Below are 15548 nucleotides of genomic sequence, written 5' to 3' on the forward strand. Positions count from 1 at the left end.
GCATCGGACGCATCAAGTAGATGTGCGCGACAACCGCGCAAGTCGCCGGAATTCAGCGCGCGGGCCGCCGCGCACGCGCGGCATCGAGATCCTCGCACAGCGCGGCCGCGCCTCGCGCGATCCGCGGCGACGGCCGCGTCAGCAGATCGCCGTCGATCGCGAACAGGTTGTTGCGCGCAACGGCCGTCAGCGCGGGCCACGCACGCCAGCGTGCCAGGCTCGGCAGCGGTTCGTCCGAGCGCGTCGCGCCGGCGCTCGTCGTCACGATCGCTTCCGGATTCGCCGCGAGCACGGCCTCGTCGGTGACGGTCGGCGCGAGCGGCTTGAGCGATGCGAACACGTTGCGGCCGCCGCACAGCGCGATCACGTCGTTGATCAGGTGCGCGCCGTTGAGCGTCATCAGCGGGCGGTCCCAGACCTGGAAGAACATCGTGACGGGCGGGCGCGCGGCATAGCGTGCGCGCAGCGCCGCGATATCGCGTGCAAAGGACGCCGCGGCCGCATCGGCTGCCTGCTGCGTGCCGAGCAGCGTGCCGAGCCGGCGCAGCGACGACGACACGTCGTCGAGATGTTTCGGTTCACTGAAGAACAGCGGGATGTGCAGCGCGCGCAGCGCATCGGTCTGCCGCTCGGCGTTGCCGTGCCGCCAGACGACGATCAGGTCGGGCTTCAGCGCGGCGATCCGCTCGAGGTCGAGCGCCTTGTTGTCGCCGACGCGCGGCACCGCTTGCGCGGCGGGCGGGTAGTCGCTGTACGTGACGGTGCCGACGAGCTTCGCGCTGCCGCCAGCCGCGTAGACCAGCTCGGTCGCGTGCGGCGCGAGGCTGATCACGCGCTGCGCGGGCGCGGGCAGCGTGACGGTATTGCCGGCGTCGTCGCGGGTCGTGACATCGGCATGGACGAGCGGCGCGTGAGCGAGCGCGGCCAGCGTCGCGGCCGGCGCCAGCCGGCGGAACTTGCCCGCGGTCATGCGGATTCCTGTTGCAGCGTCGGTACGCAGTGCGCGAGCGCATCGCCGAGGCGCTGCCATTCGGCTTCGCTGCCCGGCAGGCCGATGCGCACGCTCGACGGCTTGGCGAAGTGGCGCGTCCAGATTCCGCGTGCAGCGAGCGCCGCATGCAGCGCCGCAGCGCGCGGGTCGTCGGTCCAACTGAAGAGCGGTGTCGCGCGAACCGCGAAGTCGTGCGTGCGCAGCAGCGCGGCCAGTCGCTCGCCGTCGGCCGCGAGCCGTTCACGGGCGGCGGCCTGCCATGCGCGATCGGCAAATGCCGCGGCAACCGCATGACGCGCGGGGCCGCCGACCGTCCATGCGCCGAGCATGTCGCGCAGCGCGACGGTCCGTTCGGGGCACGCGAGCACGAAGCCCGCGCGGATGCCGGCGAGACCGAAGAACTTGCCGACCGAGCGCAGTACGACGAGCCCCGGGCGATCGACCTGCGGCGCGAGCGATTGCGTCGCGCCCGTATCGGCGAACGCCTCGTCGACGATCAGCGTGCCGTCGCGTGCCGACAACTGCGCATGCCAGCCGAGCAGGCGCTCGGCCGGCACGAATTCGGCGGTCGGGTTGTTCGGATTCCCGACGATGACGTGGCGCAGCGCCGCCGGCAGCGTATCCGTGCCGATGTCGAGCGGCACGATGCGATGGCCGTGACGCGCGAACGCGGGCGCGTATTCGCCGTAGGCGAGCGACGCGACGCCGGCGTCGCCGGTCGGCAGCAACGCAGGCAATGCGCGGATCGCGGCCTGGCTGCCGGCGACCGGCAGCACGTGTGCGGGATCGGGCGCGTGGTAGTACTGCGCGGCGCAGGCCGCGAGGCCGTCGCCGTCGTCGGGCAGCCGGCGCCACGCGTCGGCCGGGACGGGCGGCACCGGATAGCCGACCGGATTGATGCCGGTCGACAGGTCGAGCCAGGCTTCGTACGGAATGCCGTGGCGGCGTGCGGCTTCATGCAGGTTGCCGCCGTGCGCGATGCGTGTGTCAGACATGATGGGTGGCCATGACGAGTGCGCCGCTCGCGACCAGCAGCGCGAGCCACAGTGCGAGCGTGCGCGTGACGAGCGACAGCGCGGCGACGATGTGGACGGCGGTCGCGCTCGCGCCGGTGCCGAGCGCCGGACGATCCTCGATCTCGCCGTGATAGACGGCCGGGCCGCCGAGCTGCACGTTCAGGCTGCCGGCGCCCGCGGCCATCACGGGGCCCGCGTTCGGGCTGTCCCAGTGGCGCGCCTGCGTGCGCCAGCAGCGCCATGCGGCGGCCGTGTCGCCGAGCAGCGCGTAGCTCGCGGCCGTGAGGCGCGCGGGAATCCAGTTCAGCGCGTCGTCGAGCCGCGCGGCGGCCCAGCCGAAGGTCAGGAAGCGCGGCGTGCGGTAGCCCCACATCGCGTCGAGCGTGTTCGCGAGCCGGAACAGCAGCGCGCCGGGACCGCCCGCGACGACGAACCAGAAGAGCGCGCCGAAGATCGCGTCGTTGCCGTTTTCGAGCGCCGATTCGACGGCGGCGCGCGACAACGCGCCTTCGTCGGCGTCGCTCGTGTCGCGCGACACGATGCGCGCGGTCAGCGTGCGCGCGGCGTCGAGGTCGCGCCGCAGCAGCGCCGCGGCGATCGGTGCGACATGGTCGGCGAGGCTCTTCGCGCCGAGCGCGAACCACAGCAGCGCGACATGTAGCGCGGCCGCGAGCGGCCACGGCAGCACGGCCACGAGCCATGCCGCGACGGCCACCGGCGGCACGACGGCCGCGATCCACGCGGCGACACCGACCGCGCGGCCGCGCCGGCCCGTGTTCAATGCGCCTTCGATGCGTGCGGCGAGCCGGCCGAATGCGACGAGCGGATGCCAGCCGGCGGGTTCGCCGATCGCACGGTCGACGATCGCGGCCGCGACCGCGAGCATCGCGACGACGGGCAGCGACAGCATCAGCATGACGGCGCTCCCGCCTTGAGGTCGAGCGGCAGCCCGGCGACGAGCAGCGTCACGCGCGTCGCGAGCGCGGCGACGCGCTGGTTCAGGCGCCCGAGTTCGTCGACGTAGCGGCGCGTGACCGACCCGAGCGGCACGACGCCGAGCCCGATCTCGTTGCTGACGACGATCACCTTCGCGCGTGCGCCGCGCAATGCGTGCTCGAGCCGCTCGACCTGCGCCGTGTACTGCGCATCGTCGAGCGGCTCGCCGTCGACCGGGCACAGCAGGTTCGTGAGCCACAGCGTCAGGCAGTCGACCAGCAGGCATGCGTGCGGATCGTCGAGCCGAGCGAGCGTGCCGGCGAGGTCGACGCTCGCATTGGCGAACCCCCATTCGGCTGGCCGGCGCGCGCGATGATGCGCGATGCGCTGCGCGAATTCGGCATCGGCGGCGGTCGCGGTCGCGATGTAGGTGACGGGGCGGCCGCTGTCGGCCGCGAGCCGCTCGGCATGCGCGCTCTTGCCCGAGCGCGCGCCGCCGAGGACGAAGGTGAGGTCGTGCGGAATCATCGCGTGATTGTAACGGCGCGGGCGTACCGGCGCGGGCGATAATGCGGCCTTTGCTTCGCGACGACCTTTACACGATGAATGCACCCGAGCCGCGGCCGCGTGGCACGCTGATGATCCAGGGCACGACGTCCGACGCGGGCAAGAGCACGCTCGTCGCGGGCCTGTGCCGCCTGGCGCGCCGTGCCGGCGCGCGCGTTGCGCCGTTCAAGCCGCAGAACATGGCGCTCAACAGCGCGGTGACGGCCGACGGCGGCGAGATCGGCCGCGCGCAGGCGCTGCAGGCGCTGGCCGCGGGCGTCGCGCCGCATACGGATTTCAACCCCGTGCTGCTGAAGCCGACGAGCGACCGCGGCGCGCAGGTGATCATTCACGGCAAGGCGCGTTTGAACCTCAACGCGCGGGCGTATCACGACTACAAGCCGGTCGCCTTCGATGCAGTGCTCGAGTCGTATGCACGCCTGCGCGCCGGTTACGACACGGTGATCGTCGAGGGCGCCGGCAGCCCGGCCGAGATCAACCTGCGCGACGGCGATATCGCGAACATGGGCTTTGCCGAACGCGTCGACTGCCCGGTCGTGCTCGTCGCCGACATCGACCGCGGCGGCGTGTTCGCGCACCTGGTCGGCACGCTCGCGTGCCTGTCGGACAGCGAGCGCGCACGCGTGCGCGGCTTCGTGATCAACCGTTTCCGCGGCGATTTCAAGCTGCTCGAACCGGGGCTCGACTGGCTGCGCGCGCAGACGGGCAAGCCCGTGTTCGGCGTGCTGCCGTACCTGCACGGGCTGTTGCTCGACGCGGAGGACATGCTGCCCGCGCAGGCGCGCAGCGCCGCCGCACGTGGCGACGCCGGCGTGCTGCGCGTCGTCGTGCCCGCGCTGCCGCGCATCAGCAACCACACCGATTTCGATCCGCTGCGCGCGCACCCGCAGGTCGAGTTCACGTACTGGAAAAGCGGCCCGGTGCCGGATGCCGACCTGCTGATCCTGCCCGGCTCGAAGAGCGTGCAGCGCGATCTCGCATGGCTGCGCGACGCGGGCTGGGACGCGGTGATCCGTCGCCACCTGCGCTACGGCGGCAAGGTGATCGGCATCTGCGGCGGGATGCAGATGCTCGGCCGCACGCTCGACGATCCGCTCGGCCTCGAAGGCGCGCCCGGCACCGTGCCGGGGCTCGGGCTGCTCGATTTCGACACGACGCTGCAGCCCGACAAGACGCTGAGGAACGTGACCGGACATCTGGCGCTGCCGGGCGGGGCCGCCGTGCGCGGCTACGAGATCCACATGGGCGACACGCTCGGGCCCGCGCTCGCGGCGCCCGCGCTGCTGCTGGCAGCCGGCGCCGCGCCGGGCGGCACGCGCCCGGACGGCGCGGTTTCGGCCGACGGCCAGATTCTCGCGACCTACGTGCACGGGCTGTTCGACGCGCCCGACGCGTGCGCGGCGCTGCTCGCGTGGGCCGGGCTAGACGGCGCGGAGCGGATCGACTATCCGGCGCTGCGCGAGGCATCGCTGGAGCGGCTGGCCGACACGTTCGCCGAACATCTCGACCTCGACGCGCTGTACGCCGAGTTTCGTTGAAGCAGTGCCGTGCCGCCCTCGCTTTTTCCGCCGGATCGCGTACAACACAGGAGGGCGGATGTCCGCCTGGAGGAGTGCGACGATGAAGGCTCGATGGTGGTGGAGCGTGCTGCTCGCGGCGCTGCTGGGCGCATCGGCGGTTGCGCACGCGTGCGATTCATATGCACCGGGCGGCAGCCAGTCCGGTTCCGGCGACGCTACACAAGGCAAGAGCGGTTACTGACGTGGGTATCGGGGCATGTTGATCATGCCCCTTTTTAACGGTTTTATTCGTTCCTTTTGGGAATGAGTTAAAGCGAGTTGGCGTGTTTATCGGTCGATTCGGTTCGAATAGAGTGGGGCCCATTCTCATCCACTCACGAAGGAATCCGCCATGAACCCCAATCGCCTGAACGATTTCGCCGCGACGCTGCTGCGCGTCGCGCTCGGCGTGCTGTACCTCGCGCACGTCGCGCAGAAGGTGTTCGTCTTCACGTTGCCCGGCACCGCGCAGTTCTTCGCGTCGATCGGCCTGCCGGGCTGGCTCGCGTACCTGACGACGTTCGTCGAACTGGCCGGCGGCCTTGCGCTGCTCGCGGGTTTCCGCGTGCGTGTCGCCGCGCTCGTGCTGCTGCCGTTCATGCTCGGCGCGACGGCCGCGCATCTGCCGAACGGCTGGAGCTTCGCGTCGCCGAACGGCGGCTGGGAATACCCGGCGTTCTGGGCCGTCACGCTTGCCGTGCAGGCGCTGCTGGGCGGCGGCGTGTTCGCGATCGGCGCACGGGAGGCCGCGGTTCAGCGCGCGTAAAGGGGCATAAGGGGCGCGCGGTTCGGCGCAACCCGTTCCGGTGAGCCCCCGTTTGCCGATATCATCGCTCCCTGTATCCGCAATCGAGCGGCGCCAGCCATGCGGCCGGCGCCGCGTGGCTTTTTCGGGGGAATTCATGACGGTGATCGTGGTGGCGAATCCGAAGGGCGGCGTGGGGAAGAGCACGCTGTCCACCAATCTTGCCGGCTATTTCGCGGCGCAGGGCACATGGGTCGCGCTCGCCGATCTCGACCGGCAGCAGTCCGCGCATGCGTGGCTCGACCTGCGGCCGGCCGGCCTGCCGTCGATCGAGGCGTGGGATCTCGATCCGGACGCGCCGTCGAAGCCGCCGCGCGGCCTCGAATATGCGGTGATCGATACGCCGGCCGGCCTGCACGGCAACCGGCTCGGCGTGGCGCTGCAACTGGCCGACAAGGTGATCGTGCCGCTGCAGCCGTCGATGTTCGATATTCTCGCGACCCAGCAGTTTCTCGAGCGCCTCGCCGGCGAGAAGGCCGTGCGCAAGGGCGGCGTCGAGGTCGGGATCGTCGGGATGCGGGTCGACGCGCGCACGCGTTCGTCCGACCAGTTGCACCGCTTCGTCGAAGGGCTCGGCCTGCCGGTGCTCGGCTACGTGCGCGACACGCAGAACTACGTGCAGATCGCCGCGCACGGCCTCACGCTGTGGGACGTCGCGAAGAGCCGGGTCGAGAAGGATCTCGAACAGTGGCGGCCGATTGTCGAATGGGCCGAACGCCGCGCGCCGAAGGCCGAGAAGACGGAAAAGATCGCCAAGGCGTCCTGATCGCGCGGCCATCGGGCCGGCGCGCGACAAAATTAGAAAGGGCCGGATCCCGTGCGGTACGGGATCCGGCCCTTCGACCACAAGCGGCGCAGCCGCTCCCGCGCGCCACGGCCCGCGGGCGGCCGCTCAGGTTACGTCCAGTTCTGCGTCGGCACGTGATCGCGGTGGCCCTTGATCTTGTTGCCGTCGTCGATGAACACGAGCTTCGGCTTCCAGCCGGCCTGCAGTTCGGCTTCGTCGACCATCGCGAATGCCGCGATGATCACGAGGTCGCCGAGCTGCGCGCGGCGCGCGGCGGAGCCGTTCAGCGAGATCATCCCGCTGCCGCGCTCGCCCTTGATCGCGTACGTCGAGAAGCGCTCGCCGTTGTTGATGTTCCAGATGTCGATCCGTTCGTTTTCGACGATGTCCGACGCTTCGAGCAGGTCTTCGTCGATCGCGCACGAGCCTTCGTAGTGCAGCTCGCAGTGCGTGACTGCCGCGCGGTGGATCTTCGATTTGAGCATGTGGCGCTGCATGGTGTCTCCGTGATGCGTCGTGAAAGGCGCGGGCGGGCGGCCCGTCAGATTTCCAGGTTGTCGATGAGGCGCGTCGCGCCGAGCTTCGCGGCCGCGAGCACGACGAGCGGCTCGCCGGCTTCGAGATCGGCGGCGCTCGGTGCGATCAGGTTCGCGCGGCGGCGGATCGACAGGTAGTCGGGCGCCCAGCCGCGCTCGGCCAGGTGCGTGCGCGCCTGTTGCTCGAGCTTGCCGAGGTCGCGCTCACCGCCGAGCACGCTTTCGCGCATGCGCTGCAGCGTCTTCGCGAGTTCCGGCGCTTCCCGGCGCTCGTCGGCCGACAGGTAGCGGTTGCGCGACGACAGCGCGAGGCCGTCTTCGTCGCGCACGGTTTCGGCCGCGATGATGTCGACCGGCAGCGCGAGCTGCTGGCACATGCGGCGCACGATCATCAACTGCTGGTAGTCCTTCTTGCCGAACACGGCGACGCGCGGCTGCACGCAGGCCATCAGCTTCGACACGACCGTGCACACGCCGGTGAAGAAGCCGGGCCGGAATTCACCTTCGAGGATCCCGCCGAGATCGTCCGGCGGCAGCACGCGGTATTCCTGCGGCTCCGGGTACATGTCGCGCTCGGTCGGCGCGAACAGCACGTAGACGTTTTCCTTCTGCAGCTTCTCGATATCGTCCTGCAGCGTGCGCGGGTACTTGTCGAAATCCTCGTTCGGGCCGAACTGCAGCCGGTTGACGAAGATGCTCGCCACGACCGGGTCGCCGTGCTGGCGCGCGAGGCGCATCAGCGACAGGTGCCCTTCGTGCAGGTTGCCCATTGTCGGCACGAACGCCGTGCGGTTCTGTCCGCGCAACTGGTCGCGCAGTTCATGGATCGAGCTGATGACTTTCATGATCGGGTAGCGGGTTCCTCGCGCATGCGCGCGTTGGCGCCGCAGCAGCGGCGTCGGGGTCGAAGCGGAGAACGCCGGCGCGCGGGCGGCGCATCGGGCGTCGGCGGATTGTAGAGGATTTGGTCGCCAAACGCATCGAAAAAGGAACGATCGTTCACTTTTTGGCCGGGCGTGCGGGAAACGAACCGCGACTTGGGGTGCGGCCCCCCGCCGCGGCGAAGCGGCGAGCGTCGGGACGAATCGGGGAAACGGGAGGGTGGGCGCGGGCCTTACGCGGGCAGGTAGGCGAGGCGCACGTAGATCGGCGCGAACGGCTCGGGCTGCGTGATCTCGACGAGCGATTCGCGCGCGAGCTCGAGCATCGCGATGAAATTCACGACGACGACCGGCACGCCGCGCGACGTGTCGAACAGGTCGGCGAACTCCATGAAGCGCGCGTTCTGCAGCCGGCGCAGGATCAGGCTCATGTGTTCGCGCACCGACAGCTCCTCGCGGGAGATCTTGTGGTGCTGGACGAGCTTCGCACGCTTGAGCACGTCGGCCCACGCGGCGCGCAGATCGTCCGAATTCACGTCGGGGAAGCGCGGCGCGATGCTTTGCTCGATGTAGACGTCGGCGCGCAGGAAGTCGCGGCCGAGCTGCGGCAACCGGTCGATACGCTGTGCGGCGAGCTTCATCTGCTCGTATTCGAGCAGGCGGCGCACGAGTTCGGCGCGCGGATCTTCCGCTTCGTCGCCGGTGTCGGCCTTCTTGACCGGCAGCAGCATCCGCGACTTGATCTCGATCAGCATCGCGGCCATCAGCAGGTATTCGGCTGCCAGCTCGAGGTTCGTCGTGCGGATCTGGTCGACGTAGCCCAGATATTGCGCGGTGACCTGCGCCATCGGGATGTCGAGCACGTTGAAGTTCTGCTTGCGGATCAGGTACAGCAGCAGGTCGAGCGGGCCTTCGAACGTCTCGAGGAAAATCTCGAGCGCATCGGGCGGAATGTAGAGATCCTGCGGCAGCTTGAAGAGCGGCTCGCCGTACAGGCGAGCGAACGCCGCGACACCGTCGACCGTGTCGGGCGTCGAATCGGCGCCCGCGGGCGCGGCGATCGCGTCGTCCTGCCGGGCGGCGCTGGCCTCGTCGGCGGCGCTCACGTCGTCAGAAGTTCTGGTAGTAGACGTACGACGTTTGCTTCACGCGCGATTCCTGCTGGTCGGCGCGCTCTTCGAGGTCGATCGGCTGCTTGTCCCACAGCAGGGAGCGGCCCTTGCGCTGCTCTTCCTCGAGCGTCGGCTTCTGCTGCTTGAGCTGGTTCAGGAACTGCGTGACGTCGGACTGGTACGGCATGGCTGGATTTTCCGTTTCGGGCGGCGCACGGTGCGCCGGATTCGCGATGGCGGGATTTTACCGCATCGCGGGAACGGTCGGCGCCAATCGCGCGTCGAATCCGCGGGCTCGCGCCTGCGGCGCGGCGGCCCGGGCCCGTGCGCGCGCCGTTGCGCGCAAGCGTCAAAGCCTCGCGCGTGCGGGCAGGGCCGCCACCCTGTGGTCAAATACAGGGTTTCCACGAAACCGTGACAACCGAGGGCGAGGTCATATTTGGCGGGGCAGTCGAACCAGCAAGCACACACGGCGCATGACACGGGCCCGCAAGCGGCACGCAATCGCGCCGGCGCCGCGGCCCGCGCCGCACGGGTGGCCCTCGCGGGTTGCGTCGCCGCGTTCTTCGCGTTGCCGGCCCACGCGAAGTACGACGTCGACATCGACGCGCCGCGCTCGGTTCGCAAGCTGCTCAAGTCGCATCTCGATATTGCGCGCTTCGCGAAACGCGACGACATCAGCGACGACCAGTTCGACTTCCTCGTGACCGCCACACCGCAGCAGGTGCGGGACCTGACCGCGACGGCCGGCTATTTCTCGCCGGTCGTGCGCACCGACGTGCGCACGCGCGACGGCAAGCGCGACGTGCGCATCGCGGTCGATCCGGGGCCGCAGACCGTCGTGTCGACGGTCGACCTGACGTTCAAGGGCCCCGTCGATACCGAAGATCCGAAGCAGGAGGCCGCGACCCGCTTCGCGTTCACGCTGAAGCCGGGCGACCCGTTCACGCAGTCCGACTGGGACGGCGCGAAGGGCGCGGCGCTCAGGCAACTGCAGTCGCGCCGCTACCTCGGCGCGAAGATCGCGTCGTCCGAGGCGCGCATCGACCCGCGCACGCAGCGCGCGACGCTCGCGGTCACGTTCGACAGCGGCCCGACGTTCACGATCGGCAAGGTCGATGTCGATGGCGTGCGCCGCTATCCGGAGAAGATCGTCACGAACGTCAATCCGCTGTCGGAAGGCGAGATCTACGACGTGCAGCGGATCACCGAATTGCAGCGGCAGTTGCAGAACACGCCGTACTACGCGAGCGTCGCGATCGACGTCGGCGACGATACGGCGAAGCCCGAGCGCACGCCCGTGCACGTGAAGGTCAGCGAGTTCCCGTACAACAACATCCGCGGCGGTGTCGGCTTTGCAACCGATACCGGGCCGCATGTGCAGGGCTCCTATACGTATCTCGACACGTTCGGCGCCGCGTGGCCGCTGACCGTGTCCGGCCGGCTCGACCAGATCCAGCAGTACGGGCAGGTCCAGTTGTCGATGCCGCCGGGCGAGAAGGGATGGACCAACAGCGTGCTCGCGTCCTATACGAATACCAACGTGTCGGACACGCGCATCTACAGCGCGCGGGTCGGCGTGCAGCGCACGCGCACCGGCCAGTTCATCGACTATTCGTATTCGCTGATGTTCTACCAGGACCGGCTCGACCAGAACGGCGCGGGGCCGACCACGAGCCGCGCGCTCGTGCCGCAGTGGGCATGGACGCGCCGCAACGTCGACGATCCGCTGTTTCCGCGCTCGGGCAACCTGATCCACGCGGAGGCCGGCTTTGCGATCAAGGGCGTGGCGACCGACCAGACCTTCATCCGCGGCTACGCGCGCGGCCAGCAGTACCTGCCGATCGGCAAGCGCGACCTGTTCGTGTTCCGCGCGGAGCTCGGCGGCGTGTTCACGAGCGGCAGCTCGACCGGCGTGCCGGCGTCGCTGCTGTTCCGCGCGGGCGGCTCGAACTCGGTGCGCGGCTACGGTTACCAGAGCATCGGCAACAGCGTCGACGGCTCCGTGTTGCCGACCAAGTACCTGATGACGGGCACCGCCGAATACCAGCACTGGTTCAACCGCGACTGGGGCGCCGCGACGTTCTTCGACATCGGCACCGCGACCGATGCGTGGGGCGAGAAGGTGTTTTATCCGGGCGTCGGCATCGGTGCGCGCTGGCGCAGCCCGGTAGGCCCGGTCAACGTCGACGTCGCGTACGGGTTGCGCAACCACAGCGTGCGCCCGTACCTGACGCTTGGCATTGCTTTCTGAACGTACTGCTTCATCCAAGACGAACCGCATGACGAAGGACCCGAACGACACGCCGCCGCCTCACGACCCGGACTCGCCCGACGGCGCGCCCGACGCGCCGCCGCGTGCGCCGCGCCGCGGACGCGCGATGCGCGTCGTTGCGTGGACGCTCGCGACGGTCGTGCTGCTCGTCGTGCTGGCGGTGGGGCTCGTGCTGGCCGCGGCGACGACCGAGCGCGGCACGCGGCTCGCGTGGCAGGCGGCCGTGCGCGTGCTCGGCGGGCAGCTCGCCGGCACGCTCGACGGCGGAACGCTCGCGACCGGCGTGCGGCTGCGCGATTTCGCGTGGACGAGCCCCGGCGGTGCGGGCACCGAAGTGCGCATCGACCGGATCGCGGGCCGCTGGGCGCTGACCCGCGCGCCGTGGCGGCTGTCGATCGCCTATCTTCGCGCGGGCACGATCGACGTGCGGATCGCGCCGGGGCCGTCGACGCCGAGCGCGACCCCGCAGGATCTGAGCCTGCCGCTGCAACTGCGCATCGACGACCTGCGTGTCGATCACCTCGCGATCCACGACGGCGGTTCGACGACGCAGCTCGACCATATCGCGCTGAACGGCCGCAGCGACGGCCGTCACCATGAACTCGCGCTCGACGGCATCGATACGCCGTACGGCGCGCTGACCGCGCGCGCGAAGCTCGACGGCGTGAAGCCGTTCGCGCTGACGGGCGAAGCCACCTATGCGGGCAAGCTGTCCGACGAGCCGGTCGACGCGCGGGCGCGCGTGTCGGGCTCGCTCGAGGCGTTGGTCGCGGACGTCGACGCGAGCGGGATGAAGCTGAACGGGCGCGCGCACGTCGAGGCTGCGCCGTTCGGCGCGGTGCCGCTCACGCGCGCGTCGCTCGCGTTCGATCACGTGAACCCGCAGGCGCTCGCGCCTGGCGCGCCGGCCGCCGATCTCGCGGTGCGCGCGGAACTCGCGCCCGTGACCGCGCCGGCCGGTGCCGCACCGGCGAAGGGTTTCGCGGTGACGGGCCCCGTGTCGATCGTCAACGCGAAGCCCGGCACGCTCGGCGACCACCTGTTGCCGGTGATCGATGCGCACGCGAACGTACATCTCGACGCGCACGCGCAGCGGATCGACGGCCTCGCGCTGAAACTGATCCGCGACGGCAGCGTGACGGGCAACGGCACGCTGACAGGCGGCAAGGGCCGCTTCGACCTGAAGGTCGCGAATCTCGACCTGAACGCATTCGTTGCCGAGCTGCGACCGATGCGCCTGGGCGGCCCGCTCGGCGTGACGCTCGCGGGCGACGTGACGACCGTCGATTTCAACCTGAACGACCCGAAGCTCGCGCTCGGCGCGCGCGCGAAGGTCGCGCTGACGCCGCAGCAGACCGTGCTGACCGACGCGCGCGTGACTGCGGCCAAGGGCCGTATCGACCTGACGGGCGTGTTCCGCCACGACGCGCATTCGAGCTATGACGCGAAGGCGACGCTGACGGCATTCGATCCGCTGCTGCTCGCCGCGATGAGCGCGTCGAAGGCTGGTGGCAAGGCGGCCGCAAAGGCAGCGGCGCCGGCCAGGCGCGGCGAGACGCGCGTGTCGGGCACGCTGACGGCATCGGGCGCGTTTGCGCCGCAGGTGTCGACGAAGGCGACCTTCAAGCTCGGCGACGGCTTGTACGACGGCGTGCCGCTGACCGGTGCCGGCGTCGTGCAGCTCGCCGGCTCGCGGATCCTGCCGAGCAACGCGAACCTGTCGATCGCGGGCAACCACGTCGACTTGCGCGGCAGCTTCGGCGCGCCCGGCGACCGGCTGCACTTCGTCGTCGACGCGCCGCAGCTCGACCGGCTCGGCTTCGGCGTAGAAGGGCTCGTGCAGGCGCAGGGCGACCTGACGGGCAGCTTCGCGCACCCGAACGTGACGGCCACCTACAAGGCCGAGCACGTCGTCGTCGGATCGAACCGGATCGGCGCCGCGCAGGGCCGCGCGGACATCCGCGACGGCGCGCACGGCGCACTCGTGTTCACGGCCGACGCGACCGACATCGCACTCGGCTCGCTGAAGCTGAAATCGCTGCGCGCGAACCTCGACGGCACGCGCGCGAAGCACACGCTCGACGCATCGGCGCTCGGGACGACCGGCGGCCGCGTGATCGACGTGACGCTCGCGGCGAACGGCGGCGTGGTCGAGAACCGCGACGGGATGCGCTGGGACGGCACCGTCACGCGTCTCGCGAACCGCGGCACACCGGCCGTCGCGCTGCAGGCGCCGCTCACCGTGTCGGCCGGCGCCGGCCGCGTGACGCTCGGCGCGACGCGGCTCACGCTCGAAGGCGCGGCGATCGACCTGAAGTCGTTCGTGTTCGATCACGGCCAGATGCGCTCGGCAGGCTCCGTGAGCGGCGCGTCGGTCGCACGCTTCCTCGAGGTCCGCCAGGCGCTGACGGGCCAGCGGCCGCCGGTGCGAACCGACGTCGTGCTCGACGCCGACTGGGATTTCTCGCTCGGCGCGAACGCGACGGGCTACGTGCAGGTGAAGCGCCGCGGCGGCGACGTGACGATCGAGAGCGGGCGCGGCATCGCGTCGCTCGGGCTGACCGACCTGTCCGCGCGCGCGAGCTTCGCGCCCGGCAACCGGCTCAACGTGACGGCGCTCGCGAAGGCGAGCCGGATCGGCACGCTCGACGCGAACGTCACGGTGCCGTTCGCGCTGCGCGACGGCATGTTCGGGGTCGTCGACGATGGCCCGCTGTCGGGCCGCATCGACGCCGACATCCCGGCGCTGAAGACGACCGGCAACCTGTTCGGGCCGAGCTACCTGCTCGGCGGGCGCGCGGCGCTGAAGCTGACGGTCGCCGGCACGCCGGCGAAGCCGAACCTGTCGGGGATGCTGACGGGCGACGACCTGTCCGCGACGCTCGTCGACCAGGGCGTGCAGTTGAAGGACGGCATCGTACGCGTGAAGCTCGCGGAAAACCTCGTCGAATTCCAGCAGGTCGAGTTCCACGGCGGCGACGGTACGCTGCGCGCGCTCGGCCGCGTGCGCCTCGACGGCGAGGCGCCCGACCTGACCGCGAGTATCGTCGCGGACAAGCTCGAGCTGTTCGCGGCACCGGATCGCAAGCTGTCGCTGTCGGGCAAGGCGACGGTCGCGAACGACGGGCCGCGCGGCGCGCTGTCGATCGACGGCAAGTTCGTCGTCGACCGCGCGCTGTTCGACCTGCCCGAGGATTCGGCGCCGCACCTGTCCGACGATGTCGTGATCATGCGGCCGGACGGCACGGTGCGCGGCGAGACGCCGACGGGCACCGCGGTGGCGAAGCCGCAGCCGGCCGCGGACAAGCCGGCGCCGTCGCTCGCGCCGCGCGCGAACATCGACATCGGCCTCGGCAACAACTTCCGTTTCAAGGGCCACGGCGCGGATCTCGGGCTGCGCGGCACGATCACCGTGATGAGCGCGCCGGGCGCGCCGCTGCGCGCGGTCGGCAACGTGCGCGTGACCGAAGGATCGACGTACACGTCGTTCGGCCGCAAGCTCGCGGTCGAGAACGGTTTCTTCACGTTCAACGGCCCGGTGTCGAATCCGGGCGTCAACATCCTCGCGATGCGGCGCAACCAGGAGGTCGAGGCCGGCGTGCAGGTGACGGGCACGATCCAGTCGCCGACGGTCAAGCTCGTGTCGGAGCCGAACGTCACCGATAACGAGAAGCTGTCATGGCTGCTGTTCGGGCACGGCACCGACCAGGGCAACAACGTCGGCCAGCAGGGGACGATGACGGCGGCGCTCGGGCTGCTCGGCAGCGTGACCGGCAAGCGCGTCGCGCAGACCTTCGGTCTCGACGAGTTCTCGATCGGCCGCAGCGATGTCGGCCTGACCGATCCGCAGGTGGTGCAGGTGTCGAAGGCGATCAACGAGCGTTTCGTGCTCGGCTTCGAGCAGGGCCTGCAGTCGGCGAGCAACGCGTTCAAGGCAACGATCAACCTGACGCGCTTCTGGTCGGTGTCCGCGTACGGCGGCACGTTCCAGGGCGTCGACCTGAACTACACGCGGCGCTTCGATCGCTGGTTCGGACAACGGTGACGGCCGGCGCGCATTGCGCCGCGCTCGTATGAAAAAAG

General features: G+C 70.1%; 14 protein-coding genes. 6 read left to right on the forward strand and 8 right to left on the reverse strand.

What is annotated here, in order from left to right; translation table 11 throughout:
• Positions 1-52: 52 nt before the first annotated feature.
• From JYG32_RS00180 to cobU, 4 genes are read right to left on the reverse strand one after another with little or no spacing between them, the layout of a single operon-like run.
• Entirely contained in the window at positions 53-970 is a 918-nt protein-coding gene (locus JYG32_RS00180; RefSeq protein ID WP_213264300.1) for a cobalamin-binding protein, read from the reverse strand.
• Entirely contained in the window at positions 967-1986 is a 1020-nt protein-coding gene (gene cobD, locus JYG32_RS00185) for a threonine-phosphate decarboxylase CobD (protein WP_213264301.1), read from the reverse strand. Before cobD ends, JYG32_RS00180 begins: the two co-directional genes overlap by 4 nt.
• Positions 1979-2923 (reverse strand): adenosylcobinamide-phosphate synthase CbiB, encoded by a 945-nt coding sequence (cbiB, locus tag JYG32_RS00190; RefSeq protein WP_213264302.1) that lies wholly within the window; start codon positions 2921-2923, stop codon positions 1979-1981. Before cbiB ends, cobD begins: the two co-directional genes overlap by 8 nt.
• A complete protein-coding gene (gene cobU, locus JYG32_RS00195) occupies positions 2917-3471 on the reverse strand; it encodes a bifunctional adenosylcobinamide kinase/adenosylcobinamide-phosphate guanylyltransferase (RefSeq protein ID WP_213264303.1) in 555 nt (184 codons plus the stop codon). The genes cbiB and cobU overlap by 7 nt, the downstream gene beginning before the upstream one ends.
• A gap of 74 nt (positions 3472-3545) precedes the next feature.
• Here cobU and JYG32_RS00200 point away from each other — a divergent pair, with 74 nt between their 5' ends.
• From JYG32_RS00200 to JYG32_RS00215, 4 genes are all read left to right on the forward strand, one after another.
• Positions 3546-5048, forward strand: coding sequence for a cobyric acid synthase (locus tag JYG32_RS00200; protein WP_213264304.1), 1503 nt, complete (start codon positions 3546-3548; stop codon positions 5046-5048).
• Positions 5049-5130: 82 nt separating this feature from the next.
• The gene (locus JYG32_RS00205) at positions 5131-5271 is read left to right on the forward strand and encodes a hypothetical protein (RefSeq protein ID WP_167316019.1); all 141 of its coding nucleotides are present in this window, start codon (positions 5131-5133) and stop codon (positions 5269-5271) included.
• 150 nt (positions 5272-5421) lie between these two features.
• A complete protein-coding gene (locus tag JYG32_RS00210; RefSeq protein ID WP_213264305.1) occupies positions 5422-5835 on the forward strand; it encodes a DoxX family protein in 414 nt (137 codons plus the stop codon).
• A 136-nt stretch (positions 5836-5971) separates the two neighbouring features.
• Positions 5972-6640, forward strand: coding sequence for a ParA family protein (locus tag JYG32_RS00215; protein ID WP_213264306.1), 669 nt, complete (start codon positions 5972-5974; stop codon positions 6638-6640).
• A gap of 131 nt (positions 6641-6771) precedes the next feature.
• On the opposite strand, the gene panD is transcribed toward JYG32_RS00215, so the two are convergent.
• From panD to JYG32_RS00235, 4 genes are all read right to left on the reverse strand, one after another.
• Positions 6772-7158, reverse strand: a complete 387-nt coding sequence (gene panD / locus JYG32_RS00220; protein WP_213264307.1) for an aspartate 1-decarboxylase — start codon at positions 7156-7158, stop codon at positions 6772-6774.
• 44 nt (positions 7159-7202) lie between these two features.
• Positions 7203-8042: a pantoate--beta-alanine ligase gene (gene panC / locus JYG32_RS00225; protein ID WP_213264308.1), complete on the reverse strand. Its 840-nt coding sequence runs from the start codon at positions 8040-8042 to the stop codon at positions 7203-7205.
• Between the two features lie 269 nt (positions 8043-8311).
• Positions 8312-9184 carry a segregation and condensation protein A gene (locus JYG32_RS00230; RefSeq protein ID WP_174384251.1) on the reverse strand — a complete coding sequence of 291 codons (873 nt, stop codon included), beginning with the start codon at positions 9182-9184 and terminating at the stop codon, positions 8312-8314.
• 4 nt (positions 9185-9188) lie between these two features.
• Positions 9189-9377, reverse strand: a complete 189-nt coding sequence (locus JYG32_RS00235) for a DUF3460 family protein (protein WP_034178757.1) — start codon at positions 9375-9377, stop codon at positions 9189-9191.
• 252 nt (positions 9378-9629) lie between these two features.
• Between JYG32_RS00235 and JYG32_RS00240 the strand changes: the two genes are divergently transcribed.
• On the forward strand, positions 9630-11444 hold the full coding sequence (locus JYG32_RS00240; RefSeq protein ID WP_174384250.1) for an autotransporter assembly complex protein TamA: 1815 nt from the start codon (positions 9630-9632) through the stop codon (positions 11442-11444).
• A gap of 28 nt (positions 11445-11472) precedes the next feature.
• Positions 11473-15510 carry a translocation/assembly module TamB domain-containing protein gene (locus JYG32_RS00245; RefSeq protein ID WP_213264309.1) on the forward strand — a complete coding sequence of 1346 codons (4038 nt, stop codon included), beginning with the start codon at positions 11473-11475 and terminating at the stop codon, positions 15508-15510.
• Positions 15511-15548: the final 38 nt, after the last annotated feature.

The organism is Burkholderia pyrrocinia (assembly GCF_018417535.1).
In the GTDB taxonomy this organism is placed as follows: domain Bacteria; phylum Pseudomonadota; class Gammaproteobacteria; order Burkholderiales; family Burkholderiaceae; genus Burkholderia; species Burkholderia pyrrocinia_E.

Excerpts from the sequence above, each read along its gene's own strand:
- JYG32_RS00180 (WP_213264300.1), bottom strand. The coding sequence starts at position 970 with ATGACCGCGGGCAAGTTCCGCCGGCTGGCGCCGGCCGCGACGCTGGCC.
- cobD (WP_213264301.1), bottom strand. The coding sequence starts at position 1,986 with ATGTCTGACACACGCATCGCGCACGGCGGCAACCTGCATGAAGCCGCA.
- cbiB (WP_213264302.1), bottom strand. The coding sequence starts at position 2,923 with ATGCTGATGCTGTCGCTGCCCGTCGTCGCGATGCTCGCGGTCGCGGCC.
- cobU (WP_213264303.1), bottom strand. The coding sequence starts at position 3,471 with ATGATTCCGCACGACCTCACCTTCGTCCTCGGCGGCGCGCGCTCGGGC.
- JYG32_RS00200 (WP_213264304.1), top strand. The coding sequence starts at position 3,546 with ATGAATGCACCCGAGCCGCGGCCGCGTGGCACGCTGATGATCCAGGGC.
- JYG32_RS00205 (WP_167316019.1), top strand. The coding sequence starts at position 5,131 with ATGAAGGCTCGATGGTGGTGGAGCGTGCTGCTCGCGGCGCTGCTGGGC.
- JYG32_RS00210 (WP_213264305.1), top strand. The coding sequence starts at position 5,422 with ATGAACCCCAATCGCCTGAACGATTTCGCCGCGACGCTGCTGCGCGTC.
- JYG32_RS00215 (WP_213264306.1), top strand. The coding sequence starts at position 5,972 with ATGACGGTGATCGTGGTGGCGAATCCGAAGGGCGGCGTGGGGAAGAGC.
- panD (WP_213264307.1), bottom strand. The coding sequence starts at position 7,158 with ATGCAGCGCCACATGCTCAAATCGAAGATCCACCGCGCGGCAGTCACG.
- panC (WP_213264308.1), bottom strand. The coding sequence starts at position 8,042 with ATGAAAGTCATCAGCTCGATCCATGAACTGCGCGACCAGTTGCGCGGA.
- JYG32_RS00235 (WP_034178757.1), bottom strand. The coding sequence starts at position 9,377 with ATGCCGTACCAGTCCGACGTCACGCAGTTCCTGAACCAGCTCAAGCAG.
- JYG32_RS00245 (WP_213264309.1), top strand. The coding sequence starts at position 11,473 with ATGACGAAGGACCCGAACGACACGCCGCCGCCTCACGACCCGGACTCG.